This window comes from Candidatus Bathyarchaeota archaeon (assembly GCA_026014745.1).
Taxonomy (GTDB): domain Archaea; phylum Thermoproteota; class Bathyarchaeia; order Bathyarchaeales; family Bathycorpusculaceae; genus Bathycorpusculum.
Window position 1 is genome coordinate 883,077 of sequence record JAOZHS010000001.1, and the last position, 24,856, is coordinate 907,932.

The 24,856-nt window shown below is 48.3% G+C and carries 24 protein-coding genes; 15 read left to right on the forward strand and 9 right to left on the reverse strand.

Going from position 1 to position 24,856, the window contains the following annotated elements; translation table 11 throughout:
* The first annotated feature begins 90 nt into the window (after positions 1-90).
* Together NWE92_04785 and NWE92_04790 are read left to right on the forward strand one after the other, a co-directional pair.
* Positions 91-954 carry a PDC sensor domain-containing protein gene (locus NWE92_04785; GenBank protein MCW4028945.1) on the forward strand — a complete coding sequence of 288 codons (864 nt, stop codon included), beginning with the start codon at positions 91-93 and terminating at the stop codon, positions 952-954.
* Positions 955-978: 24 nt separating this feature from the next.
* Positions 979-1,593 carry a hypothetical protein gene (locus NWE92_04790; protein ID MCW4028946.1) on the forward strand — a complete coding sequence of 205 codons (615 nt, stop codon included), beginning with the start codon at positions 979-981 and terminating at the stop codon, positions 1,591-1,593.
* A 139-nt stretch (positions 1,594-1,732) separates the two neighbouring features.
* Here NWE92_04790 and NWE92_04795 read toward each other — a convergent pair whose 3' ends face one another.
* Together NWE92_04795 and NWE92_04800 are read right to left on the reverse strand one after the other, a co-directional pair.
* Complete coding sequence (locus NWE92_04795; GenBank protein MCW4028947.1) at positions 1,733-1,930, reverse strand: 50S ribosomal protein L37e; 198 nt, start codon at positions 1,928-1,930, stop codon at positions 1,733-1,735.
* A 5-nt stretch (positions 1,931-1,935) separates the two neighbouring features.
* Complete coding sequence (locus NWE92_04800; GenBank protein ID MCW4028948.1) at positions 1,936-2,163, reverse strand: LSm family protein; 228 nt, start codon at positions 2,161-2,163, stop codon at positions 1,936-1,938.
* A 187-nt stretch (positions 2,164-2,350) separates the two neighbouring features.
* Here NWE92_04800 and NWE92_04805 point away from each other — a divergent pair, with 187 nt between their 5' ends.
* From NWE92_04805 to NWE92_04820, 4 genes are all read left to right on the forward strand, one after another.
* On the forward strand, positions 2,351-3,031 hold the full coding sequence (locus tag NWE92_04805; GenBank protein MCW4028949.1) for a VTT domain-containing protein: 681 nt from the start codon (positions 2,351-2,353) through the stop codon (positions 3,029-3,031).
* Positions 3,004-3,504, forward strand: coding sequence for a DUF1947 domain-containing protein (locus tag NWE92_04810; GenBank protein MCW4028950.1), 501 nt, complete (start codon positions 3,004-3,006; stop codon positions 3,502-3,504). Before NWE92_04805 ends, NWE92_04810 begins: the two co-directional genes overlap by 28 nt.
* 286 nt (positions 3,505-3,790) lie before the next feature.
* A complete protein-coding gene (locus NWE92_04815; protein MCW4028951.1) occupies positions 3,791-4,576 on the forward strand; it encodes a hypothetical protein in 786 nt (261 codons plus the stop codon).
* 86 nt (positions 4,577-4,662) lie between these two features.
* Positions 4,663-4,989 (forward strand): hypothetical protein, encoded by a 327-nt coding sequence (locus tag NWE92_04820; GenBank protein MCW4028952.1) that lies wholly within the window; start codon positions 4,663-4,665, stop codon positions 4,987-4,989.
* 33 nt (positions 4,990-5,022) lie between these two features.
* Here the strand turns inward: NWE92_04820 and uvsE are convergent, their stop codons facing one another.
* Complete coding sequence (uvsE, locus tag NWE92_04825; protein ID MCW4028953.1) at positions 5,023-5,919, reverse strand: UV DNA damage repair endonuclease UvsE; 897 nt, start codon at positions 5,917-5,919, stop codon at positions 5,023-5,025.
* A 185-nt stretch (positions 5,920-6,104) separates the two neighbouring features.
* On the opposite strand from uvsE, the gene NWE92_04830 reads away from it, so the two are divergent.
* Genes NWE92_04830 through NWE92_04840 form a run of 3 tightly spaced genes read left to right on the forward strand, consistent with a single transcriptional unit; the run spans position 6,105 to position 8,252 of the window.
* Entirely contained in the window at positions 6,105-6,842 is a 738-nt protein-coding gene (locus NWE92_04830) for a hypothetical protein (GenBank protein ID MCW4028954.1), read from the forward strand.
* A gap of 1 nt (position 6,843) precedes the next feature.
* Positions 6,844-7,776 carry a hypothetical protein gene (locus NWE92_04835; protein ID MCW4028955.1) on the forward strand — a complete coding sequence of 311 codons (933 nt, stop codon included), beginning with the start codon at positions 6,844-6,846 and terminating at the stop codon, positions 7,774-7,776.
* Entirely contained in the window at positions 7,773-8,252 is a 480-nt protein-coding gene (locus NWE92_04840; protein ID MCW4028956.1) for a phosphopantetheine adenylyltransferase, read from the forward strand. The genes NWE92_04835 and NWE92_04840 overlap by 4 nt, the downstream gene beginning before the upstream one ends.
* Position 8,253: 1 nt before the next feature.
* Here NWE92_04840 and NWE92_04845 read toward each other — a convergent pair whose 3' ends face one another.
* Positions 8,254-9,183, reverse strand: coding sequence for a ribbon-helix-helix protein, CopG family (locus NWE92_04845; protein MCW4028957.1), 930 nt, complete (start codon positions 9,181-9,183; stop codon positions 8,254-8,256).
* Between the two features lie 81 nt (positions 9,184-9,264).
* Here NWE92_04845 and NWE92_04850 point away from each other — a divergent pair, with 81 nt between their 5' ends.
* Together NWE92_04850 and NWE92_04855 are read left to right on the forward strand one after the other, a co-directional pair.
* Positions 9,265-9,783 carry an ECF transporter S component gene (locus NWE92_04850; GenBank protein ID MCW4028958.1) on the forward strand — a complete coding sequence of 173 codons (519 nt, stop codon included), beginning with the start codon at positions 9,265-9,267 and terminating at the stop codon, positions 9,781-9,783.
* Complete coding sequence (locus NWE92_04855; protein ID MCW4028959.1) at positions 9,780-10,550, forward strand: hypothetical protein; 771 nt, start codon at positions 9,780-9,782, stop codon at positions 10,548-10,550. The genes NWE92_04850 and NWE92_04855 overlap by 4 nt, the downstream gene beginning before the upstream one ends.
* Before the next feature lie 30 nt (positions 10,551-10,580).
* Here NWE92_04855 and NWE92_04860 read toward each other — a convergent pair whose 3' ends face one another.
* Positions 10,581-12,218 carry a glycoside hydrolase family 5 protein gene (locus NWE92_04860; GenBank protein ID MCW4028960.1) on the reverse strand — a complete coding sequence of 546 codons (1,638 nt, stop codon included), beginning with the start codon at positions 12,216-12,218 and terminating at the stop codon, positions 10,581-10,583.
* A 262-nt stretch (positions 12,219-12,480) separates the two neighbouring features.
* On the opposite strand from NWE92_04860, the gene NWE92_04865 reads away from it, so the two are divergent.
* Positions 12,481-13,440: a hypothetical protein gene (locus NWE92_04865; GenBank protein ID MCW4028961.1), complete on the forward strand. Its 960-nt coding sequence runs from the start codon at positions 12,481-12,483 to the stop codon at positions 13,438-13,440.
* Between the two features lie 36 nt (positions 13,441-13,476).
* Positions 13,477-16,140 (forward strand): hypothetical protein, encoded by a 2,664-nt coding sequence (locus NWE92_04870; protein MCW4028962.1) that lies wholly within the window; start codon positions 13,477-13,479, stop codon positions 16,138-16,140.
* Between the two features lie 123 nt (positions 16,141-16,263).
* On the opposite strand, the gene NWE92_04875 is transcribed toward NWE92_04870, so the two are convergent.
* On the reverse strand, positions 16,264-17,670 hold the full coding sequence (locus tag NWE92_04875) for a hypothetical protein (GenBank protein MCW4028963.1): 1,407 nt from the start codon (positions 17,668-17,670) through the stop codon (positions 16,264-16,266).
* A 61-nt stretch (positions 17,671-17,731) separates the two neighbouring features.
* On the opposite strand from NWE92_04875, the gene NWE92_04880 reads away from it, so the two are divergent.
* A complete protein-coding gene (locus NWE92_04880) occupies positions 17,732-20,149 on the forward strand; it encodes a hypothetical protein (protein MCW4028964.1) in 2,418 nt (805 codons plus the stop codon).
* Positions 20,150-20,209: 60 nt separating this feature from the next.
* Here NWE92_04880 and NWE92_04885 read toward each other — a convergent pair whose 3' ends face one another.
* The 3 genes from NWE92_04885 to NWE92_04895 all read right to left on the reverse strand — a co-directional run bounded on the left by NWE92_04885 (position 20,210) and on the right by NWE92_04895 (position 23,900).
* On the reverse strand, positions 20,210-21,025 hold the full coding sequence (locus tag NWE92_04885; GenBank protein MCW4028965.1) for a dihydroorotate dehydrogenase electron transfer subunit: 816 nt from the start codon (positions 21,023-21,025) through the stop codon (positions 20,210-20,212).
* Positions 21,003-21,920: a dihydroorotate dehydrogenase gene (locus NWE92_04890; protein MCW4028966.1), complete on the reverse strand. Its 918-nt coding sequence runs from the start codon at positions 21,918-21,920 to the stop codon at positions 21,003-21,005. The genes NWE92_04885 and NWE92_04890 overlap by 23 nt, the downstream gene beginning before the upstream one ends.
* Before the next feature lie 426 nt (positions 21,921-22,346).
* The gene (locus NWE92_04895) at positions 22,347-23,900 is read right to left on the reverse strand and encodes a dihydropteroate synthase-like protein (GenBank protein ID MCW4028967.1); all 1,554 of its coding nucleotides are present in this window, start codon (positions 23,898-23,900) and stop codon (positions 22,347-22,349) included.
* Positions 23,901-24,027: 127 nt separating this feature from the next.
* On the opposite strand from NWE92_04895, the gene NWE92_04900 reads away from it, so the two are divergent.
* Entirely contained in the window at positions 24,028-24,816 is a 789-nt protein-coding gene (locus NWE92_04900) for a hypothetical protein (GenBank protein MCW4028968.1), read from the forward strand.
* Positions 24,817-24,856 lie beyond the last annotated feature (40 nt).

Genomic DNA, 24,856 nt, shown 5'->3' on the forward strand with positions numbered 1-24,856 from the left:
TGTTTTCTCAAGCAAGTTTATGCCGCGCTTGTCACATTTTGACTGCACAAACCCTTAAACGGCTAATCCTCTGAAGAAACAGCGATAGCCATGGCAAAAACCATACTTGTAGCAGCAATTTTGTTTGCTTTACTGGTAGGCTCCGTAGGTTTCAACATCTATCAGTATAGCACTAACCAGACACTTACCCAGCAAAGCATCAAACAGGAAATGGCTACTCTTCTTATCCATGCCCAAACAAACATAGACACACAATTAGCCTACCTAGACCAACAACTCCTAGCCGCCTGCCAACGACTCTCCACTACAGGCTTGAGTGGTCCCCAAGCAGACGAAATCCTAAACGACCTTTACACGAATAATTCCTTACTTATCGTTAACGCCGCCACCTCTGATGCCCAAAACGTTCTAGTGGCAGTTCAACCCGCCCAGTACAGTAGCATCATCAGCGAAGACATCAGCGCCCAAGAACAAAACATCCAGATGCACAAAACCATGCGACCCGCCATGAGCAATTTAATTCCGCTGGTAGAAGGCTTCCCCGGCGTCGTGTTAGTTGCGCCAATTTTTGACGACGACGAACAATTCATCGGCGCACTGAGCATTGTCATACAGCCCTACCAACTCATAAGCCCCATAATCGATGAACTTGTTAACGCCTCTCCCTATTCGATGTGGGGTATGCAGACAAACGGCACTTTAATCTATGACCCTGACCCCGCGCAGCAGGGTAAAAACCTCTTCACCGACCCCATCTACGTCAACTATACCGAGGTGCAGAATTTTGTTCGCCAAGTCGCCGCTGCCCCTTCAGGGTATGGCACTTATCAATATTATAACACCAACCTTGCTGATAATTCCAAGGTTCTGGTGAACAAGGAAGCCTACTGGATAACTGTGGGTATCTACGGAACGGAGTGGCGTATGGTTATCTGGCGCTCCATAAACCCCTAATACTGAAGAGGCGAAACAAAACTCATGACTGATATAGTATCCAACCTGATGAGCATTGTCTACCTGCTAACAACAGCATCCTTTATGATTGTCATCGCTTTAACCGCACAAAGTCTCAAATTATTCCAAGCCAGTCCTCAAAAAAACAGTGTATTCGCCAAAATCGCCGTTGGCGTCATTTTTGGGTTACTGGCAATATTTGGAACCTTCATGGGTACCCCGCTATCTGACGGCACAATCATAAATGTCCGCGAACTTTCCGCCATGATTGCGGGCTTAGCAGGTGGACCCGTCGGTGGATTACTCGCAGGCGTGATTGGCGGCGTTCAAAGATACACGGTTGGCGGCGCGACTGCTCTGCCCTGTACCATATCCACCATACTGATTGGTTTGGTTTCAGGTTTAGTGTCTATGTGGATTGCTGGGCGTTTCTATCTCTTGAAGGGTGCATTGCTTGGGTTAGTGCTGGAATCAGCGGCTATGGGCATGATTTTGCTGCTTGTTCCGTTTACTCAGGCGCTCTCTATTGTCGGGAAAATCGCGGTGCCCATGATTGCCGCAAACACAATTGGCTTAGTATTGTGGTTGTATCTGGCAAAGAAATGGCGTCCCTCATCCAGTACACCAGATAACCCGTAAGAGTAACAGTTTATTATCTTAATTGTGCTGCAATGCAGTCAGTGCCCTTAGTCACGCGGGAGTATTTTAGACAAGCATGAACTGAACTGACGAAGGAAAAAATAACAAAAATAAAAGATGTTAAAAGAGGACTGAGCGATTACCGGACTGTTGCGACTCTTTCTCTTTGCAGAGTCTTGGTTCGCCAGTGATAGCGGCGGAGTGTGGCTTGTTCGCCAAAACCGCAGGCAGCACAACGTTTATTGCGTACATGGTAAGCACGTCTGCCGCATCGTCTACACATGATGTGTACGGTTTTGCCCGCGTGTTTACCCATTGATGGAGTGCCTTTTCCCACGGCAATCACCTAGGTGGAGGAGAAATAAGGACTACGTTGTCTCCGCGGACGATGATAAGTCCCAGTTTCTTTTGGTCTTCTACTATGGTTGTATCTTCTGTTTCTTCTAGTACTAAGTTTAAATGTTGATCGAAACCCTTCAGCCTGCCTCTAAGGCTTTTGCCGCCTTTTAAGCGAACCAGCACGATTTTGCTGAGGTTCTGTTCAAGGATTTCAGTTGTCATTTCGCTCATATTGGAATCCTCAAGTATCTTTATCTCTTCTATACTTGAACTCTCGACATTTAAACCTATCTAAGTTGCGGAACAGAATATCTTATAGACCGTCCGCTTTGCTAATCAGGGCTGTTCGGGGAAATTTACACGCACGCACTTATAAGCGGAGAGTTACTATTTTCTGGAAAAGAAAGGGCACAGCAGAATGGCTTCACCAATTGACTTCATAATTATCTTTGCAACTGCTTTTGGGTTAAACCTGATTCCATTCGCTGGACCCTCAAACCTGCTGATAGCCTCAACCGTCGGCGTTGGTTTAGGCGACGCTAACATCGCCACCTTAGTATTGGTTGGCGTATTAATCGCGTTTGCTGCTGCATTAGCCAAGGGGATTCATTATATGGTGACCTTCTTTGTTAGCGGGCACCTGAGCCAGAAACGCCAAGAAAGGCTCAACACTGACGCTAAAAAGATCCGGCGCTGGGCTTTTCCGTTGCTTTTTGTAGCGGCTGCCTCCCCTATTCCCGATGAACCCATAGTTATCCCGTTGGGTTTGATGAAGTATAGCCCAGCAAAGTTTTTTGCTGCATATTTTCTGGGGAAACTATCCATTACGGTTGCCGGCGTCTTTTTAGGTGGTTGGCTAGGCGACGTTGCAGAATCATGGTTTGGTCTTAGCGTAGAAACCACCTTCATACTCTCCGTAATCATATCTGTCATTCTGACCATAATCATCACGGTTATCATCCTCAAAGTAGACGTGGAGAAGCTATCCCAGAAGTATCTCCACCGCAAACCAACCGCACCTCAAGAAAACCCATATAAACCCAGCCAAGAACCCAATACAGACGAATCAACATGTCCACTCAACGAAGATACCCTATAAAAGCTAAAGAAGCCAAACAACTCCTAGCTGAAGCATCTGCTTGCCTAAAGCTTGACCTTGAAGCGCTTTTCGGCGCCAAAGCCAATGTCGAAGTTATTGAGTCCAGTGTGGGGCTAATTTATGTTGTCGGCGGCAAACCGGTATTCTTCAAAGCGGAGAATCGTGTGCTGCCTACGTTGCTGTTTAGCGAGTTTCTTGTGGGTGCCCCAAAAATCGTCGTTGACATGGGTGCAGTGCCTTATGTTTGCAAAGGCGCAACGGTTATGGCGCCGGGTGTTGTGCGTGTGGAAGGAGAATTCGGTAAAGGTGACTTTGTCCAGGTAGTTGACGTGAAACATGGCAAGGCGTTGGCGTTGGGGGAGAGCCTTATGGATGCTGCGACTGCTCGAATAACAAAGAAGGGGCCGATGGTGAAGACGCTGCATTATGTGGGCGACAAGATTTGGGAATATATTAAATCAGTCGCGGAATAGGTGATTTTTGGGTTTTAATTGCGTTTTTTATTGAATTTTTTTGTTTTCCGTTTTAGTTTGTTTTGGGGTCGGTTGATTTGTGTATTTGATGTGATTTTTCGGTCGGTTTGTTTTGTTTCGATTTTTTTGGTTGGTTTTTTGTTTGAATTTTCAGTGCACCTTTTTGTTGCACCTTTAATTCCACTCATATGGTTAAAAAACAAAACCATAACTTCTTTAATGCAACAAAACGCCGACTTTTTTGATAAAATACCTTAAGAGGGCTAAACTGTCATATTTTTTGAGCATGCGACTGAAAAAACCCCTCTCAGGCACACTCATAATAGCTTTCTTAACCCTCATAATTCTCGAAGCAACCCCCACCATGATCAACTCAAGCGCACCCTCACCCTTTGTAGACGCTGCAACCTCCGCCACATACATCAAATGGTCAGGCTACACATGGCTTGTCCGAAACAGCAACGAAAAAGCCACCAACCCCGGCCCCAACTACTGGTCAAACAGCACCCAAAACGTTTGGTTAGACTCAAACGGTTACCTGCACCTCAAAATCACTCAACGCAACGGCAAATGGTACTGCGCCGAAGTAACCTGCACCCAACCCCTAGGATACGGCACCTACGCCTTCTACACCATTGGACGCATAGACCAACTTGACCAGAACGTAGTTTTAGGCCTATTCGCGTATAAAGATGACACTCATGAAATCGACATTGAATTTGCCAAATGGGGCGATGCAAGTTACCCTAACAGCTGGTTCTCTGTACAACCGCCGCCCTTCATTGCAGGCGTTAACCAAAAAACATTCAACCTCAAACTCTACGGCAGCTACACAACCCACTACTTCACCTATAAACCGCAATCAGTATATTTTGAAACTTTCGCTGGGCATTATCCCGTTGGAACCGAACCCGCTTCTAATGTCATCGCTAAACTTACCTGCAACAAATCCGTTGACTTAGGCGACGCAAAAGCCAACATCAACTTCTGGCTATATCGAGGTAATGCTCCTTCTAATGGGCAACCAGTTGAGGTAGTCATAAAAAGCTTCCAATTTATTCCGCTTAATTGAAAGCTAATACCCCAAACCTTTTTTCTTTAAGGCACACCTATAAAAGGGTGTAAAACTATCTTGCCTACATTCAAAGCGGAATAAACATGACTGAAGAACCAAACCAACAAAACCCTATAATTGAAAAACTTTTAATCGACAACCTCGAAAACTTTCCGTTCCACGCCGCATACCTCGTTTACTCTGAAGCCTTCGACAAAGTAAACGACCCTGATGCGAAGGAAGAACTTAACCAAAATATCCAAGATTTAGCAGATAAAAAAATCGACACCGAAACCTTCTACATGAATGTGTCAAGGTATCGGAAACTCGACGTTCCCCGTCAAGAAAGGTTTTCCATGCAGACCCAACGCAAAAAGGACTGGCGCAAGAAAACCCAACGGCAAGAACGCATAAAACGACATAAAAAGTAGTTTTCTTACTTTTCTTCTGCCCAAGCACAAACCTTATGAAACTATCCTTGGGTCACCCTCAGCCAAAAGCAGAGCCTTCACTGCGCTTGTTTCCTTGTCTTTAATTTCAAGCATCACATCAAAATCAAACCCCTGAGTACCAGCCAGAAACAACGAGAAATCCTCAGCGTCAAGCGTGGGAGCATGTTGACCCGGTTTGCCGCCGATTTTCTGGCTGCTATAATCAACCATCGGCAACCCATCCCTTTTCTGATTCCAAGTTTGTTTCATCCTCTCAAAATAGTCTCCTCTGAAGGCTGTTTGATGGTTAATTTTGTCATGTAACACGTCAAAAACCACCGGAACCCCCGTTTTAACCGAAATCTCTAGGCACTCCTCGGTGTTGTAGAGTCTTTCATCGTTCTCGATAACTAATCTTTGCTTTATCGCTTCTTGAAGGGTTCTATATCGGTCGATGAATGTTTGCATGCTTTGGGTTTTGTTGCCGTAGGCTCCGCCGACGTGGATCTGTATCTTGGCTTGGGTGTCTAGTTGCATGAGGTCGAGCAGTTGGGCATGGTATAGGAGTTCTTTTTTGCTGTTCTCAAAAATCTCTTGGCTGGGTGAGTTGATTAGGGTGAATTGGTCGGGATGAACCGAGATTCTAAAGCCACTCTGTTTGGCGTAGGCGCCGATTGTCCCAAACTTGTCTCTGAAATGGTTCTGCCAGTTAAAGGTGTTAATGGGATGTGATGCGAAGGGGACGATGCCTGAACAGACCCGAAAAAACAGAAGACCATGCACTTTGTTGTACTCGAGCGTTTTTTGGAGGCAGTCCAGATTTTGTTTTATGGTGTCTTTTAGGCGCTCTTCAGAGTAGGATTTAAGGCGAAAAGTGTGACCGCTGGTGCATCCAATTGAGTTATTGATACAAGGGTACCCAATTTTCATGTGTTTAACCCCAAAAATGCTATATGATTTACCTCTTCTCGCCTTAAAAAGCCTCTTCATGAGTTCTGCGTGCGAATAAATGTGTTATCCAGATTTAAACATGTTTAAACATTATAAACGGAATACTTAAACGCTTAACTTTATCAAAAAATACAAAATTAAATTCAAAGAGGTAACAATCTGCATTGCACCTAAAAACTCAAGATGTAGTCGTAATCGGAATCAGTGCAGCGCTTTATGCTGCGTTTGGGATTTTGACAGCTGGCTTTAGTTTTCTCGGCGTAGGTTTCTTACCTGCCGTAGTAATACCTGCTGTGTTCGCCGCTTTATATGGACCCTGGGTGGGTGGTTTAGGCGCGGCTATAGGAATCTTTATCCGCGACATGGTCGTGCACGGAAATGCCGCCTTAAGCCTCGTTGCAGGCGTACCCGCCAACTTTATTGTCTTTTTCCTGATTGGTTACATAGCCTTAAGAAACATTAGCCTCAAACAAACTCTTGCAGGTTTAACAATAGCTGCCGTAGGTCTGCTTGTTCCAACTCTGGTTTTCCTTCCCGATTTTGTGGCTTTTACTGGTTTATCAACTGAAGCGTTTCTAGCTACTTTTGTGTTAACCGTTATCCTTAGTTTAGCGGTTATCGGTGTAGTTTCTGTTCGTTATAAGGAATGGCGAAGCTACGCTATTGGTGCTGTGGTGGGTCAAATAATGGGTGCAATGTTGCTTTCCGTTACTGTAGTGGCTGTCAGCCCACTTTTCCTTGGATATTTCGGGGAGGCTCTGGCTTCTTGGGTTGTTCTTCCCCTGTTCATTTGGACATTTGCAACAGAGGTTCCATTTGTTCTGCTACTGGGACCGCCAATTATAAAAGCCGCCTACCGAGCAATTCCATCGTTAAAGCGAAAGGAACACCAAGTGAACTAAAGTGAGTAAAACCGCATCCGCATTTGCACCCGGCGCCATTTCAAGTTTCTTTGAGATACATGACGCCGAAAATGGGGTGCCCTTAACTGCTTTGGAGCGGATGGGCGCAATCGGCGGCGGCTTCGGATTGGACCGTGGCGTCCACACCCAAGTCACCGTTGAGGAAGCCCCCCAAAACAGCATCGACGTATCCATCAACTCCGTCCCTGTGCCTGAAGCCAAAACCACCAAAGCCATGATAAACGCGCTTCTCTCACAAACAAACAAAAAATTCGCAGTTAAAGTTGAACACAAAATTGAGGTCCCCATAGGCACCGGTTTTGGAACCAGCGCCGGCGGAGCCCTAACCGCAGGCATCGCGTTGTGCGCAGCTATTGACTTGCCGCTTACCTATAATCAAATTGGCAGAATCGCCCACACAGTCGAAATTCAATGTCAAACTGGTCTGGGAACTGTGAGTTCGTTAACGTTTGGCGGCGGATGCATCCTTGTGGTTTCGCCTGGGGCTCCGGGTATCTGCCAAATCGACCGCATCCCCATAAGCCCCGACTACAAAATCGTGGCAGGTTTCTTTAAAACAAAAATCCCCAAAACTATCCTTGCCTCGCCTGAGAAGAAACGTGAAATAAACGGGTATGGCAAACAAACCCTTGCTTCTGTTTTGGCGGCGCCGACTTTGCAGAATTTTTTGGATTGCTGCTGGAGTTTCGCGCAGAAAACGGGGTTCGCTACTGAAGGCGTCTGCCAACTTGTGGATGTTGCCAAGAAGGCGGGGGCGGTTGGCGCAGCCCAAAACATGATTGGACACGCCGTACATGCTGTGGTGCATAAACAGAAAGCTCGGTTGGTAGCAGAAGCTTTTAAAGAGATTTTGCCGTCTGAACAAGTGATAGTTAGCGGAATCGATTTTCAAGGCGCTAGGCTGATAACATGACGAAATTCAAGAAAGTAGGGGTTGGCGGGACTTTCGACGAATTGCATCGTGGTCACAAAGCACTTCTTGCCAAAGCTTTTGAAGTTGGCGAAAAAGTCGTTATCGGCTTAACCTCGGATGTGTTTGTGGCAAAAATGGGTAAGCCGCATCGGACTTCGTCTTTTGCAGCGCGGCGTCGAGAACTGCAACAGTTTCTGGAGGCTTCGGGAGTGGCTCAGCGAGCGCAGATTGTTGCCTTAGATGACCCCTTTGGGCAAACGATGGATGGTGAAGGATTAGAGGCGTTGGTGGTTAGTCAAGAGACCCAAAAAACCGGCGACGCCATTAACGAAAAACGCCAAAACAGAGGGTTGCCTCCACTAAAAATCATTACCGTAGACATGGTTCCCGCCGAGAATTTCGAGCCCATTTCAACAACTCGGATTCGCCGTGGCGAAATCGACCGCAACGGACACATCCTTGCAAGCGCGCATTAAATCAGAGGATTTCTCCAACTACTTTGATTGGTTTAGGAATCAGCGCCTCTAAATCTTCCAGTCTCTGGGGGTCTATGGTGGCTAAGACGACGGTGGCTGGACCCGCCGACTTATTCAAATCCAACCCTGAACTCTCAACAAGCTTAAGTTGACGCCCCACACCATACGCCATCATACGTGCCTCGCTGGCGATGCCGAAGCCGCCCACACATGAAATGTCATGCACGTATTTGCGTTGGCTGAGTTGGAGAATGTTTTTGAGGTCTGCTATTTCTCCGTGGGCTTCTGCAGCTATGACTTCTTGGCCTACTTTGGGTTTGCCTACGGCTACGATGAGGTCTCCGGGGCTGGTTTTTCCGAGGCGGAGTTCATCTTCGTTTGCGAATCCGACGACGGTTAGGCCTGCGCCGGTTTGGGTGGTTTGGAAGTTGTCTTCGGTGTTTTCCATAAGCACTTGGTTGGGGTCTAAGCCTATGGTTCGGGCTTCGCGTCGGATGCCTTCGGCTATTTCGTTGCCTGTGGGGTCTTTTTCTACGCCTAAGGTGACTGAGAGAAGTACGGGGAAGGCGCCGGTTGCGGTTACATCCATCAAAGCGACGCGACCTAAGAATTTGCCGAGTACGCGTCCGTTGACTTTGACTTGGTCTTGGGGTTTGGGTCCGACTGCGCCGCTGGAGGTGGAGCCGACGACTATGGCGTGTCCGGTGGGGAGTTTTAGGATGGAGACGTCGCCGTGGCGGGTGTAGCTGATTTGGGCGGGTTTGACTTGGAAGACTATTGGGCGGAGCATGGTGCCGACGTTTTCGGTGAGGTGGAGGTATATGGTTAGGGCTTGGCGGATGACTTCGCTGCGGGTTAGTTCGTGTTTTTTGGCGAGTTGGTCGACGTCTTTGGCGATTTTGTCTGGTAATCGGACGTTTATGATTTCCACAAATAGCACCTGTATTACGTATGTAATACGTGTAGATAGTCTTTTATGCCTTATCCTCAGCCTTCTAAAACCTGACCAACCATGACCCAAAACAACCTCCAAATCACCCTAACAAGCAACCGAACCAGCATCCGCATCGCAAGAATCGCCATCTTCTCCGCACTATGCGCAGTCGGCGCACTCATCCAAATCCCCAGCCCACTTGGCAGCTTAGCCTTCGACTCAGCAGCAGGCTTCTTTGTCGCCCTCTACTTCGGATCCAAAGAAGGCGCAGCAGTATGTGGCCTCGGACACCTCGCAACCGCAGTCGTCAGCGGCTTCCCCTTAGGTTACCTCCACATTCCAATCGCCCTTGGCATGGTTCTAGCTGGAGCCGCCATCGGAACCCTAAACAAAATGAACAAAAAATGGGGTTTCCTACCAGCCTTAGGCGTCGGAGTAGCTATCAACACCCTCTTCACCTTCGTTGTGGCACCTGACCCCAACTACGGCTTAGCCATAGCCATCGCTTTACTACCGTTTGTCTTCACCGCTGCTGTGCTCAACGGCGTTGCCTCAGGCCTAGTCTACGCTGGCATACGAGGGAAAAAACCAATTTGAACCTCACCCACCCATTTTTTCCGCTAAAAACCCCCCGCGACCTGCGACTTTTCCAATACACAGCAGATGACGTGCTCGTTATCGCTTGCGACTCTTTAGGCGGCATAGGTCCTAAACCACTTGACTATGTCCACGTCGACGGTTATACTGTAGGTAAATTCACCGCCCGAGTTGCTCTCATGGAGACCCTCTCAGTTGGCGCTCTACCCCTTTGCGTTGCAGATAACCTCTGCGTAGAATACGAACCTACCGGAAGGGAGATACTGCGAGGAGTATGCGACGAAGCAATCTTGGCGGGATTAGACCCTGAGTCGGCTGTAACGGGTAGTACCGAGAAAAACATCAGCGTAGAACAAACGGGCCTAGGCGTAACCGTGGTGGGCACCTGCAAAAAAGCGGCGTTGCGCATTGGCGTTTCAAAGCCAAACGATGTCGTCATCGCCATTGGTGACCCCTCTGTTGGGGAAGAAGTGGTGCCTGCTGAGGCAGAAGGCAGAATTTGTGGTGTCGCTGATGTTTTGAAGCTTTTGAGTGTTGAGGGTATGCATGAAGTTTTACCTGTTGGCTCTGAGGGGCTGGGGCATGAAATTGAAGTTTTGTCCGCTTCTTCAGGCCTCCACTTTTCGCCTGATTTTGTGAAGGTTGATTTGGCAAAATCCGCTGGGCCCGCAACTGCTCTTTTAGCTTCCATATCCGCTTCCAAAATCGATGCAGTAAAGCAGTTGTTTAAAAACAAACCCGTCCGAAAACTTGGCGCTCTCTCTTAGAACTTTTATAAAAAAGAAAATGGGGCGTTTTTAACGCCAGAAGGAGAACCACATGTGGAATCGGTTCCATGAGAACATGTTCCATATGTTCCATTGACAGTGGTATGTTGGTATGTGGCGTGGTATCCATGTATTTCCTGGCTGGTTTGGTGAAGTGGTTGGTGTTGGAGTTGGGTCTGTCGGGGTATCGGTTGGGGTGGGTGTTGTGGTTGGTTTAGTTGTAGGTGTAGGCGTCTGTGTTGTTGTTGGAGTGGGGGTGGGGTTGGGGGTTGGAGTCGAGGTTGGGGTAGACGTTGGGGTGGAAGTCGGCGTTGGGGTCGGTGTTGCAGTCGGTGAGGGCGTGGGGGTTGTGGGGTTGGAGGGGGGACCGTTGTAAGCGTTGATGTATGCTTGACCCATAGTGTTTGGTGTGTAGTTTGTGCCCGTAGAAAGCATGGTTTCGCTTGAATAAGCGGGTCCTAAGCCTGCGTCGCTGAGCCAGTAGTATGCGCCTGCGCCTATGCCTAAGTCGCGTTGTGCTAAGACGAGGTTTTGCCACCAAGTGTAGTCGGCTTGTCTGTTGCTTGATGCGATGAGGCAGGAGCCTTCTTCGTTGATGACTAGGGGTGCGGTGACGCCCATGCTGTTGATGCCTGTTTGAATCTGTGTTTTAAGGGTGTTGTAGTCGGTTGCCCAGTAGGAGGTTAGGTCGCTTGGTGCGTGGTAATAGAAGTGTGTGGTGTAGACAATGTTTGTTGGGTGGATGGCGTCGTTGATTTGTTTTGCGAAGCCTAAGGTTGCGCCGTAGCCGTTTGGCATCCAGCCCATGTGCCACTGCATCATGATTAGGTGGTTTGAGCCTGTGCCGCGGATGGCGTTGTACATTGTTTGGAGATAGGTCATGTAGGATGAGGGTATCGGGTCAACGTCAGTGCCGGGTTGGGGTTCGTTCCATGCTTCAAAGATTGCGTTGGGGCAGTCTTTTAGTGTGGTTGCCATGTCGCTCCAGAACTTGCTCCAGAAGCCTTGTTCGTTGCCTGCGTAGCCTGCGTCGCTTAGGAATTTGGTTCCTACGCTGTCCCAGCCCATCATGGGTAGGCCTTGGGATCCTGCCATGTTTGGTGATGCATATTTGTCTGCGCCGAATGAACCAGAGTAGGGAGTTAGCATGTAGGGGACGATGTCAACGTAGATTCCGTATTTTGCTGCTTCATTGCAGAGGGTTTGCAAGTACGCTTTGGTGCTAATTGGGGTGGTTAGGTGCGAGTAGCTGCTATCTACCTGTGCTGGTACAATGTTGTCTTGGTAGTACCAGCTTGGGAAGATAAAGACCCGAATCATGTTGACATGCCACTGTGACTGCATTGCGCTGAAGGTCTGGTCCATTACGGAGGTGGGGTTGTAGTTCCATTGATCCGCCCAAGAGTCTCCTCCGCTTGAGTCCCAAAGAATAAGGTCAGGCGCGAAGCCTGCAAGGCCTACGCCGCGGAGGTAAACGACGTTTCCGTTAGCGTCAAGAATCTGTGCTCCTGACGTGTGAAGCGCCGTGGCTGTTGCTGCTTTTGCGGTAGGTGCCAATGACAGCGTTGATACCATGCTGACGATGAAGATGGCGGTGAGGCAGAGAACCAGTGGCTTTGCGATTTTTCGTTTGTAGTGCAGATTTTTTCCAAATATGTTGGGTTTCATTTGTCTCTCTTCCTGAATTGAGAAACAACCTATTGGTTGAAGGTATTTTATGGCTTTTTGAAAAATCCATTAACGTGAATTAGTGAAGCCAAGCGCTCATTTTGCAAAGTCAAGTTAACAAGCTTGAGAAGCACAAAAACGTCTGCTGCTTTGCCAATTTTGCATTCAGTTAAAGAAAAAAAGGCAGATTAGCCCTCCTACAAGCGGAAAAGCACAAGTGTTATATGCTTAATGTCATTAAAAAAATCAGGAGGATTCAAAGTTGAAAAACAAGATTCTAGCTTTAAGTCTCCTTTTACTATTAGCAACCCTGATGATTGTCAGTGTTTCGCCGCCAGCTTCGGCTGCAGGAGAAGGACAATGGATAACCGCGTATACAATTGAAGATGCGTCAACTGGGGAACCACTGGTAGAATACAACTCCGCTACTGGAGTTAACGAAACCTATTCGCCTGTGTTACCTGGCGCAGACATCAAAGTTACCTTTACCATCGACGTGTTTGCCTCAGGTTCAGGCAACCTCAAACTTACAACCTCCCTAACAAAATCGGCTTCTCACCCTAACGGCTACTGGGAACTGCTAACTGACGACTATGACTTGGGTCCTGACTATAACCCGGCATCTAAATCAACTGAATTCAACTGGGACGTCGGAACCTTCGATATGGCATTATACGGCACCGTTCCAAGCACCACTTCAAAAACTGCTAAAACCGTTAACGTTGTGACTCTGACTAGTGAAGCAGGCGGAGCAGCCATCGACCAAATTAGCGTGCAAGCCACCAGCGCCGGATTAGCTGCCTTCAACTCCCTCTACAGTAAGCAAGAAGACAAACTCCAAACACTCATAGACGGTGGAGTCGCCAAAGGTTACATCGACATCTACACCAACGTGCTCAACGCTTCCAAAGCCATCGCCAACAGCGGAAACGTCGAAGAAGCAATGGCACTCCTAAACGGACTTAACGTTGCAAACGAGCCTGTTTCGTCCACAATGGAGACGTTGTTCTTGCCAATAGTTGTCGTGTTGGCTGTTGTAGCGGTTATATTTGTGGTATTGTTCATGCGGATCAGAGGTAAAGTTAGTTACTTCCAGCTTGTGGTGGAAGACCAAATCAAGGACTTAGAGGGCTTAACGCTAAGAGCTTCAAAGATTGATCGTTCTATGTCATCAAGTTTAGAATCCATTAAAGACCGTCTAAAAAACCTCGTTGGGATGTGATAGCATACGAGAATCTACCAAAACAGTGTACAGCTCATAGGGCTTGGTTCAGCTGGAACTAACATAGTAGAAACTTTCCTGACCAACAAAAAAACCCGCGAACTAGTTGGGAATGACCTTACCCGTCTTTCCCTTTTGGCAATCGACATTGCTGACCCTGAAATCCGCAGCCTCCAAGAAACCCATGAGCAAATACAACGACAGATGATAAAAGCAGGCATACCCCGTGAACGCATGCGCCTTATCGCGCAGTCCGTCAAGTTCCCCACTGCCGAAGCAATGTTTGACTTCATCAACCAGAAATATGGTGAATACCTCATAGGGGAAGGCTCAAAGCTAGAAAACTTTGTTCCTTGGCTCCAAAGCACAATGGCCATTCCTCCTATGGCTGGCGGGGCAGGACGCAGACGCGCACTTGCCAAAGCTATCTACGCCTTAAACTATTACCAACTCGGAATCATCCGAAACGCCATAAACTCTTTCAAAGAACAGGCGCTTTCATCAATTGTCACCCCCACGGTGGCTGTGGTTTACGGTTTAGGCGGAGGAACTGGCAGCGGAGTATTCTTCGACTTCGTTAAACACCTTCGAAAAGTTTTAGGCTCAGGCGTCGCCATAATCGCGTTTGTCATTACCCCCTGTGGCGGAGATGACCCCCCAGCAAAAGGTTGCTCCTCCTTTGTCGCCTTAAACGAACTCAACCTCATGCTCAACAAAGACTACAACGAATACGTCATCAAAGAATTCGGCGAACCCTACCGCAACCCCCTCAACGCACTCATCTATTTACCCTTGCTCCCTGCATTCTCCAAAGTCGGCAACATCGTGAGTGCTCGACGGGAAATGGACGAAATGGTTGTGGACTTGCTTTATGTGCTGATGGACTTTGACTTAGCAGACCTCTTAGGCGGCATAGGCACCGAAGTCGGCTTAACTAACAACTCTGCACACACCTTAGGCATGACCAAAGTCATTTACCCCGTTGAAGACTACATCCTTGCCTACAAACTCAAATTTGAATCCATGCAGATGCTTCAAGACTCCCGCAAAGAAAAACTGGACATACTCGACGAAATAAACAGCGTCATAAAAGTCGACAGCGACGTAACTCGGGAACTCTTCAAGAATTACCTCATCAAAGCAGGCACCTTTAACGAGGACCAATTTGACGACAAACTCAAAACCATCATAAACAGCAACCCACGCCTCGAAGACGATACTATCCTGCACGTGAAGGGTGTAGAAATCCAAGTTAAAAACTGGATAAACGACATCATGCAGTTCCTAGCTACCATCAAGCTCATGGGCAAGACTGGTCCCATCGAGCAATCCATCATTGACTTAACCCTTAAAAAAGAGGGCACACGCAAGATGGATAACCTCGAATCGCTGCTTACCAACCTCACCAAGACCTATCTGGACTTTTTCGATAAGAAAGCCCAAATCGTAGAACGCCTCAACCAACTCATACCCAGCTCGCAAATCTTCACATTAAGACAAAAGAAGGTACTCGGAGACCTCGTCAACATCGCCGAACTCGCCGATAAATCGCTAAGAATCCTCAAATTCTACGATGAAACCCGCTACGTCACCGACGCGCTTTTACGCTACTATGAAGCGCTGCCCGAATGTCAGGCAGAAATCCAAGAGCTAAAAGACATCCAAAACGAACTCGCCACCATCTACCTAATCATCCAACTTATGCTGCGAACACCCTCTGACGAAGTCAGAATGATCGATGAACACCTCACATACATCAACGAAATCCTCGACAGACGCCTGCAGAAACGTGGCGACTTCGACAATGAAGTCATGCGCGTCCAAGAAATCAAGAAACGCAAAGAATTCGATAAAACAAAGCTGGAACGCCAAGTCCGCAAATTCTTAAGTAGCAAACGCTACGCCCGCGAGCAGCTCCTCGGCATCGACCGTGAACTCAAACGCGTCGAACAGGAAGAAGCCTTCGCGCTTGAGAACTTAGACAAAGTTGACAACACCATTAAGCTCTACGAGAAACTCTCTAAACGCTTTGAGTTGGTGGCTGAATATCGTAAGCGCCTCAACAAAATCGTTGACCTGCATGATGAATACAAGGCAAAAATCGCCGAGATTGTCGCGCCGAAACGTTACTTCGAGAAGAACGCTGACCTCACCGAGCGGGAACAACTCAAAATCATCTTCAAAATCCTAACCGAGCAAGAAGAGAACCTTACCCGAGATGTCATCTACAAAGACATCCTAGACTTAGACCACTTCAAAGACTACATGAAGAGTGTTGTCCGCGCTTTCAAAACACCCAGCATCATGGGCTTCAAACCAACCTACAAAACTGACTACCTCTGGGTCACCATCGCTACACCGCCCAAAATGTGGACCGAAGACATGTCACAGGAAATCTACACTTCCCTTGCAGGCTACGTTACCAGCGAAGTCAGCAGAACCGTTACTGTTCGTGTACTTGAGTCACGTGACGAATGGATAACCCGCATCATGGTTGTTGCAGGACGCGGTAAACCCGAAGACATGGAAGCCTTCGACGAAATGCAGTTACTGTTCAGCAAATCCAGCGACTTCGAACGCTACCTCTCACGCAGCTATCTACTTGAACACGGCGTACACGCAGGGCAAATCATCAAAAAACTCGAATATCTCAACGGCAACGTCAACGGCTCAAGCCAACCAAACAACAATAAACGATAATAATCCACGCAGCTTTTTGCTGCCTCCCTTAATTTTTATTTTAGCAATTAGACATAGACGCAAGTCTGTTTCTGCAGAATATGACTTGAGGGAGCGATAACTATCTAAAAAGAGTGCTTAACTCTATTTAGCCGCTGTTTTTCTTGCTCTGGACGTACGTTTAGGTTTGGTTGCGGTTTTCTTTGGTTTGGTTTTTTCTTGAGTAGGTTGCGTCTCGGCTTTTTTGGTTCGGCGGCTGCGTTTAGGCTTCTCCGGGGCAGTTTCAGTTTCCATGCTTTGGGGCGCTGCAACTTGGGCTTCTACTGTTGGCGTCGGTGCAATTGGCTCCTCTGGTATATTTGGCTCTTCAGGGAGCGGGGGCGCTGGCACTTCTACAGGTTGTTCTTTTGGTGCCTCCGCAGGTGGCGCGGGTTGGGTTATTTGAATTACCTGCCAATCATCCGTAATCCAGCCCTTTTCAACGGCTTGGGTTTTGAGGGCTGCCGATTTCTTCTCTAACTCGGAAAACAACGGCGATGTGTCAAATCCGCCTATGAATAGTGCGATGTCAATGCGGTCGGTTAAATCTTGGGTGTAGATGGGTTCGGTTATGTAGATGGATTTGAGTTTCGCTTTATCCTTGAACCAGTCGGCTATGGTTAGCTCGATTTTGCCTACGGGTAGCTTGTCTTTGAGATTTAACGGCAGACGAATTAGACCATAGAGAACAGTGGCTGTGGAGAGGTCAAAGCCTGTGAAGGGCTTAAGCATGGCGGTGTTTAGCATGTTTTCTATGTTGCCATAGATTTTGAGGCTGGCACCCGTTATAAGTATAGGCGTGAAGAGTTGATTGCCGAAGTTTTTGGATAACTCGGAAACTTCATCCACCAAAGTGTCTTTACTTATGCACATATTCACCAAATAGTTTGCGACGGTGCTGCCTTTGATGGGTTTTCCCTGTCGGTCTACCCCCTGATAGCTTTCGAGGAGGTCACGGTCCATCAGCAGAACAGTTGCGCCCTCTATGGTTTGGCAAGCTTGCAACGCCGCGAAGGTGTTGAATTGGGCGTCTGCAGGCTGCACACGCGAAGGCAAAACCGCTATCCCCAACGCATCCTGATTGAGGGTTTTTAGCTTCTTTATATTAGTGGGCAGGGCTGCGGAGCCAATGCCATCCCAGACCGACGCGAAAACCACCGCGCCATGTAGCTTCTCGATTGACCTCTTTTTTAGGCTCTCAAGGATGGTTTCATCGCTTGTAAGCGCTGGTTGTATGTTGTAATAGAAGTGGGTTTCGACTTTTTGGTCTTCAAACCCTAAAATGTGATGTACATAGAATCCTCGGGGAATCATTCGGTAGATTTCGTCGCCGTCTTTTTCTACCAAAATGGGCAGTGGTCCACCTTTGCTGATTGTGGGGCCCCTTAAAAGCAGTTTAATGGGGTATTCTCCTGCGCATATAACGGCTTGTTTAGGTAAAAGCGGCTTAAGCGATTCAATATGTTTCTCTACGCTTGCCAGTATGTTAAAACTGCCTTTTCCATCTTTCATCCGAGGTACCTACATAAGGTTTAAGAGCAGTTTACTCAAAATAAGGTTTTAGGTTGATCGCTTGACTAAGGCTCCCAAAAGACCTTCTGGTTTAAGTGTTTGGTACAACGCTTCAAAACAGAAACGAAAAGAAAAAGAAGAACAGCAACGCAATCAGGAGCCAGGCTCACTGAAATGGCTCACCCTAATCATAACGCTAGTCGCCATGTCGGTGGGCATGTCGATTTTGCCCCTTTTTCCCCAGCCGCTTCCCATATTCCTCGCTGTACTGGTAGCATTCATTACCTATCAGGTCCCCCGTGTTGGAATGCCAATTGGCGGCTTCATCCTCGGGTTAGGCTTACTCTATCATTTAGCCGAATTGTACTTCATCTCATTTTTAGGCGACACTGCCGTCCGAGTTGCATTCATCGTCATCTGGATGGCGCTTTTCATCATCCCCCCTGCTCTCTTTAACCGCTACAGAAGCGCCTTAGCCATCGACTTCGGTATCCTCGCGGTCGCAGCCCTTTTCTCCGCGCCTCTCTACTTCATGGCAATCCCTCTAATCATTGCTTCAGCGGTTTTCTTCAAAAAATACGTGGGCTTCACAGTCATCTACTATGTGTTGCTCTCGGTGCCCCTGCAAATTATGCAGTACTACCAATACACCGTGTTGCCAATAGTCGAAGATGAGTGGTGGCTTGAAGCAGGTTCCGCCCCGCCTCTGCTTGTCCCCCTAACCGACATCGCCAAAGACCTCAACATCTCCATGAGCCAATTTCGACTCTATGATGTGTCGCAGGCCTTCTACTCCATTGCTGGCCAAACCACTTGGACCCCTGACTGGAGCGGTCGCTCCATAGCAGACGCAGTTGTCCAATATCGCGACTCTATTCCCGGCATCTTGATGTTTGCGGTTATTGTAGTAGGATTGGCATTAACGCTGCTTTTCTTCACCAAATTCATGACCAAAGAAGGCATCATAGGCGTCAACGACAAATATTTCCTAATCTTCACCGCCACCATGGCAGCCGCCATCTTCTTCGTGCTGCTAAGCGCCCTACAGAAACCCCTAGCATTTACAGCCGACGTCAGCGCAACAACCATGGTGCTAGGAATCTTTGGTACCCTTCTGCTAACTTTGCCCGTGTTATTCATTGACACTTCGCCCAAACAGACCACTTCCTTTGCGGAAGTCAAAGAAAAAGCTGAGAAACTCAAAGCTGACCTAGACAAATTTGCAGCTCAACTTAACGTCGTAAAAGACGCCTTGCCCGTTGTGGTAGCTGGGCCTGAAGGTAAAGCGCTTCGAATTCAAGATTCCTTAAATGAGATACTCAAAAACATTGAACTCCGCAAATATGACCAAACTGACTTGGACCAGAAACTCAAAGACATCCAAACCCTAAACACAGAAAAAGACACCCTTGAAGCCGAAGTTAACCGTATCCTCACTGAATATCAAATCTCTGCCAACGGCGAATACTCTAATTGGGTCGGCAAACTCCGCACTGAATGTGGCATAAACATCCAAACCAGCTATGTACCCCAAATCCTCAAAGACCAAACCATCGAGCAACGCGTTGAAGCTATCAAAACTGTGCTGGCGGCGGGCCGCTCGGTCACTCGTGAAACCATCGATGTTGTGGCCCCAATTTATGATATTATCCGACCTCTCTATGACCCTAACTTGCCTGAGAAATGCCGCGCAGTTGAATACTCTAATCAGAAGTTGGCAACCAAAGAAGCTCCTTGGTTAGCTATTGATGCCCTCTACTTGGCACTGAACAATTGGCGGCGCCAGTATGGTGCGGACATTCAAACTTCGCTTAGGTACCTCAAGAAGTCCCTTGCGCCAATTGCAGCCCTGAATGGTCAAGCGGATTTGTTGCCTGCAGTTTTTGGGGATGAAACTCCAAAAATCCTTGACTACGCCAAAAAAGCCGAAGGCATGCGGACGCTTACGGCGAAGCGGCTGGAGAAAGAAGAAATTAACATCCTCGATGTGGTCGCCTTCAAAGATGACATCCAAGCCTTCCTCGGCATGGCCAACGATGTGCTGCTGATGCTCTACAAGCAGCTAATCGGTGAGGAGACTGACATTGATGAGTTGGTGCCCACTAAAGATTATCTTTGGGAGAAAAACCAAACTCTGGGCGAACGCCTCAAAAAAGCCACCACCCGTCTCTCCAACCCCAAGGACTACAAGATCAATCAAATCATGGAGAAACTCCCCGAGTACCTCTCATACGTAGATGAAGCCGTGCAGACTCTGTCGGTTTATAGTGAACGTAAAGAGTTCCTGCTAAACTACCCGCTTGCTGAAGCAGCCATACAACAACAGCTCCAAACCAAACAGCAACTAACCCCCAAAGACTTGCCTTTTAACCCGCAATTCGCAGGCGAATACCTACGTCTCTACTACACACAACGATATGGAGAATATGCGTTTGATAAGGACACGCAGGTGTTAACCCGCAGGCTCTCCCCCATTTAGGGATTTACTCCTGAACCCACGGCTTTTTTGAGTTTTTCACGTATAAACAAAGAATTTGGGTTAGATGGGAATCCTTGACCCGTCAAACCCCATTTTAGAAATCCCTAACTCATCCTTGATTTCCCGTAGCTGCGCCGCCGTAAACACGGGACCATCACGGCAAACTCTGTACTTACCAATAACGCAACTACCGCACAGTCCAATCCCGCAGCGCATCAACCTCTCTAGACTCGCTTCTAGGGGAAGTTTGCGGGCTTCGGTGAGTTCAAAGATTTTTTTCACCATGATTTCAGGTCCACAAGTGTAAATCATATCGAAGCGTTCTTTGTTTAGCAGTTCTGCGAGGGGTTCGGTTACGAGGCATTGTAGTCCTGCGGTGCCGTCGTCGGTTGTGGTTACGAGGTTTTTTTCTCTGCAAATCCCGCCAAGTTCGCGGACGAAAAGGAGTTCATTTTTGGTTTTGGCGCCTTCAACAAAGGATAACCTCTCAGTTTTAGCCGCCAACTGCCGTGCAAGGAAGACCAGAGGCGCGGTGCCTGTGCCGCCGCTAACTAAGAGTACTCTGCCGCGGCTTTCCGTGAAACAGTTGCCGAAGGGTCCTCGTATCCCCACGGTTGAGCCTGCTTCCATGTTGTGGAGGTGGCGTGTGGCGTCTCCGACGGCTTTTACTGAAACCGAGACTAACCCGTCTGCTGCTTCAAAGATGCTTAGGGGGATTTCGTCTATGCCGGGTATCCAGAGCATGAGGAACTGGCCGGGTTTGGCTTTGCTGCATAATCGGTCGGTAAACGTGAAGGTTTTAACCGATGGACTTTCGGTTCGGATATTCACAATTTCGGTTGTTCTTAGGGTGTTATTTGCGGTGAGCGAGCCCAACAATGTCTGATACACTCCTGTAATGTTTCTTTCTTAGGTAAACTTCTATGCCCCGAGTTATAGCCTCAAAAACCTCGACGTCTGCAGCTACGGCTGTGCCAATCTGAACCGCAGATGCGCCCGCCAAGAAGAATTCTACGGCATCCTGCCAATCCGATACGCCACCACAGCCGATGATGGGTACCTCATATGCTTCTGCCAAGTCGTATACGCATCGTAACGCGACGGGTTTCATAGCTGGACCCGACAATCCGCCTTTTCGGTTAGCCAGAATCGGCAGTTGCGTTTCTGCGTCAATCGCCATGGCTTTTAGGGTGTTTACGGCGGTTAAGATGTCTGCGCCTGCCTCGATTGCCGCCTGAGCTAACACCGTGATGTCTGCGACGTTGGGGGATAGCTTGACGATGAGGGGTTTGTTGATGGCGGCTTTGGTTTTTTCGACGACTTCACCCAGAAATTTGGGGCTTTGTCCAATTTCAGCGCCAGTCTGCTTGACATGGGGGCAGGAGACGTTGAGTTCGATGGCGTCTGCGCCTGCATCTGCAGCTTTTTTCGCAACTGAGGCGTAGTCTTCTGCGGAATAACCAAAGACACTGACGATAAGCGGTACGCGGAGAATGGTTTTGGAGAACTTGATCTCTTCGGTGTAGACGTCGATGCCTGGGTTGGGAAGACCCATGGCGTTGATTAAGCCTGCTTGGGCTTGGACGATGGTGGGGTTGGGGTAGCCGACTCGGGGTTCGGTGCCGATGGATTTGGTTACGACTGCTCCTGCGCCGCCTTTGGCTACGCGGTTGAGGGATTCTGTAGAGTAGCCTAATACGCCGGATGCGAGTATGGTGGGGTTTTTGAGTTCCAGTCCAGCAAGGCTTGTGCTTAACGGATGGTTTTCCAAATAAATTTCACCGTTGTGTCTAGTTAATGCAATTAATCTGATAAAGCTTCGTTTGCCATGTTTTTGGCTCTTTAAGTTTGTTTTGGCGTGTTTATGTCAATTTTGGTGTGCTGAGAATGTGCCGTGCGTTTTTGTTGAAAAAAGAAAAGTGAGGATAAAGCGGTTAGCTAACGCTTTATTTCTTCTTTTTCCCCTTTTTCGCTGCTTTTTTTGCAGTCTTAGCCACGATAATAACCTCAAACCTATAATTGACTATGAATTGTATTTAAAATTTGCTAACCGCTAAGCAAACTGCCGCAACAAACAAATCGACAATTAAACTGACGCTAACACCAAAATACGCCAAAAAACAAGCGCTAAAAAAGCTACAAATCGCCAATTCAAAGGAAAATGTCACATTTTACACAAAAATGTCAAAAAACTGCTCTACCTAAACAAAACCTCGTCCTGAACATAACTCTTCCCCACACGCAACGCCACCTCCGCCTTCGCCAACTCAACCCCTAAATATCCCGCATGATCCAACCGCGAAACCAACCCACACCGCAAAATCTCCCCCAAAACCGCCTCCGCACTGCCCCCACGAATCACATGCAACGGTTCTGAAGTATCACCCGACGCATAATGCGCCGCAACCAGCATGCCGCCTTGATGGTCCACCAAAACACGGAAAACCCCGCAGGGATCCGACACGAACGGCGCTGTTTCATGTGTCTGGGCTGTAACGGCGTTCTTTACATCCAAACGGAGAGGGCTTTCGCGGTCAATTTTATCTTTTAAGATGAGCAGGTCTAGGCCGAGGTCTCGGGGCACTGAATCGCGTTTTTTGGCTAAAAACATCATCTTCGCTGCTGTTGAGGCTTCTTTTATGCTGCCTCGTGTTTTTGGGGTTTCTTCGGTTACCAGCAAAATGTCCGCTCCCACCTCTGCTGAGAGCCGCGTTAGGAGCGCGTTGAGTCCCACGGAGTCTGCGTCGAAGAGTTCCACTACATTGGCGATTCCAATCATCAGCGGAACGTTTGGGTTTCGGTGGGCGAATTCTCGGAAAGCCACGTATGAGTCGAGGATTTTGGTGGGTTCCAAGATGAGGTCGCCTATGATTTTTTTGAAGCCCAACTCTTGGGCATGTGCGATTAGGCGTTCGAGGAGTTCTACGCGTTCTCGGGGCGTTTGGGGGAAGTAGCCACGCCGCTGATTGGTTGGGATAACCACCACTGCGGTGTCACGTGCAAAGGGCGCAATGGCTTCCAAGTTTCCTTCGTCGGCGCTCAAAATCAAATCCGCCCCCGCCGCTACAGCCGCCTCAACCTCCACGGGATTAAGTGTATCGATGCTCACGGGCACACCCACAGCTGCTTTCACTGCTTCCACCGCACGTTTAGCGTCGCTGGGCCGAGTTTGCCCCGCCACCATTCCTAAATCAATGATGTTCGCTCCTGAGGCTACGTATTGCTTTGCTAACTGTGCAATCTTTTGGGTCTCAAGCAAGGGGGCGTCAGCGATTTCGGCTAAAACCCGCATCGGAAACGCTTTTCCCAAAGCCACGTCTTTTACTGTTAGGTTGCCTGGGGTTTGAAGCAGTGTTTCTTTGTTGGTTTCGGTTTTTTTGAGTTCTTGGAGGGCTGCCTCTTTGACTTTTTCACGCATCAAATCGCAGGCAGGAACTACTGTGGATAGAGTTACTTTTCCCAGTGCGTCGAGTACGACGGGGAGGTCGGCGGCGTATCGGGGGCCCTTGTAGGTGGGGATGTGGAGGGCGTCGGTGATGGGTTGGGTGTTGTGGGGCATTTGGCCAGGGGTTAGGATTAGGTCTATGTTTTTGAGGGGGGTTTGTTGGAGGGTTTGGATTATGGTTTGGGGGGTTAGGAAGGCGGCGACGGGTGTGTTTAGGGCGAGGACTTGGGTTTGGGTGTGGCTTTGGTTGGCGTATTGTTTAACGGTGGCTTCTGCGAGGGTCCCGGTGACGAGTAAGGCTTTCATGGTGTGTCTGTGTGCTTTTTGGGGTTGGGAGTATTTGTTTTTTGTGGGGTTGCGTAACTTTTTTATATGTTAACGCTGTGTAAAAACTTACATAACGATGAAAACATTTACAATTGGAGAGCTATAAATGGCAACCATAAACACTTCAAATAGAGCAGTAACATCCGCGATATACATCGCCCTAATAGCCATATGGACCGCACTGCTTCTCGCAGTCTCAGTTATCCCCGCATACCCATTACTTGGAACCGGCGCAACCATCACCGTATCCAGCATTCTCCTCTCAAGCCTCACCGCCCCCCTCCTCGGACCCGTATACGGCACAGTCGCTGGTCTAATCTTCGGCATGGCCGTCCCCTACGTAAACCCTATGACATCCATCGGCCTACTAACCTTCCTCGCACCCACCCTCTCAGCATTAATGGCTGGCTTGTTATTATTCAACAAATGGAAAGAAGCCACAATCATACTCGTAGTCCAACTAATAATCTGGTTCGCAAACCCCTTTGCATTCTACCAACTTATGCCCATCATCACCTGGGAGTTCATACCCGTATTCATCTTCCTACTCGTTCCCCCAGTCCGAAAATTCATAATCAACACCATCGTAAACGTTGACAAACGCTACCTGCCCATTGCACTCTGGTGCTTAGCTTGGACCGCACGCATCGGCGGAGATGTCGTAACTGGCAACAACATCGGCGTTTGGGTAATGGGTTGGGGAACCCCCGAGATGTATCCATTCTGGGCACCTCTCACACTATACTATGCCATCGCTGATACATTGAACTGCTTAGCAGGCGCACTCATAGGCACGGGCGTCTTGGTGGCTCTACAGAAAAGCGGTTTTCACTTCACCGCCGTGGATCATCTGCGTGAAAAAGTAAAGAAGTTGAGTCCTAAACCAGTGGCTTAGGCTCACTCACCAACTTTTTTGTTTCTTGCTTTCTCTTGAT

Bases quoted from the DNA above. Each gene is read 5' to 3' on its own strand.
- NWE92_04785 (MCW4028945.1), top strand. From the start codon at position 91: ATGGCAAAAACCATACTTGTAGCAGCAATTTTGTTTGCTTTACTGGTA.
- NWE92_04790 (MCW4028946.1), top strand. From the start codon at position 979: ATGACTGATATAGTATCCAACCTGATGAGCATTGTCTACCTGCTAACA.
- NWE92_04800 (MCW4028948.1), bottom strand. From the start codon at position 2,163: ATGAGCGAAATGACAACTGAAATCCTTGAACAGAACCTCAGCAAAATC.
- NWE92_04805 (MCW4028949.1), top strand. From the start codon at position 2,351: ATGGCTTCACCAATTGACTTCATAATTATCTTTGCAACTGCTTTTGGG.
- NWE92_04810 (MCW4028950.1), top strand. From the start codon at position 3,004: ATGTCCACTCAACGAAGATACCCTATAAAAGCTAAAGAAGCCAAACAA.
- NWE92_04815 (MCW4028951.1), top strand. From the start codon at position 3,791: ATGCGACTGAAAAAACCCCTCTCAGGCACACTCATAATAGCTTTCTTA.
- NWE92_04820 (MCW4028952.1), top strand. From the start codon at position 4,663: ATGACTGAAGAACCAAACCAACAAAACCCTATAATTGAAAAACTTTTA.
- uvsE (MCW4028953.1), bottom strand. From the start codon at position 5,919: ATGAAAATTGGGTACCCTTGTATCAATAACTCAATTGGATGCACCAGC.
- NWE92_04840 (MCW4028956.1), top strand. From the start codon at position 7,773: ATGACGAAATTCAAGAAAGTAGGGGTTGGCGGGACTTTCGACGAATTG.
- NWE92_04850 (MCW4028958.1), top strand. From the start codon at position 9,265: ATGACCCAAAACAACCTCCAAATCACCCTAACAAGCAACCGAACCAGC.
- NWE92_04860 (MCW4028960.1), bottom strand. From the start codon at position 12,218: ATGAAACCCAACATATTTGGAAAAAATCTGCACTACAAACGAAAAATC.
- NWE92_04875 (MCW4028963.1), bottom strand. From the start codon at position 17,670: ATGAAAGATGGAAAAGGCAGTTTTAACATACTGGCAAGCGTAGAGAAA.
- NWE92_04895 (MCW4028967.1), bottom strand. From the start codon at position 23,900: ATGAAAGCCTTACTCGTCACCGGGACCCTCGCAGAAGCCACCGTTAAA.
- NWE92_04900 (MCW4028968.1), top strand. From the start codon at position 24,028: ATGGCAACCATAAACACTTCAAATAGAGCAGTAACATCCGCGATATAC.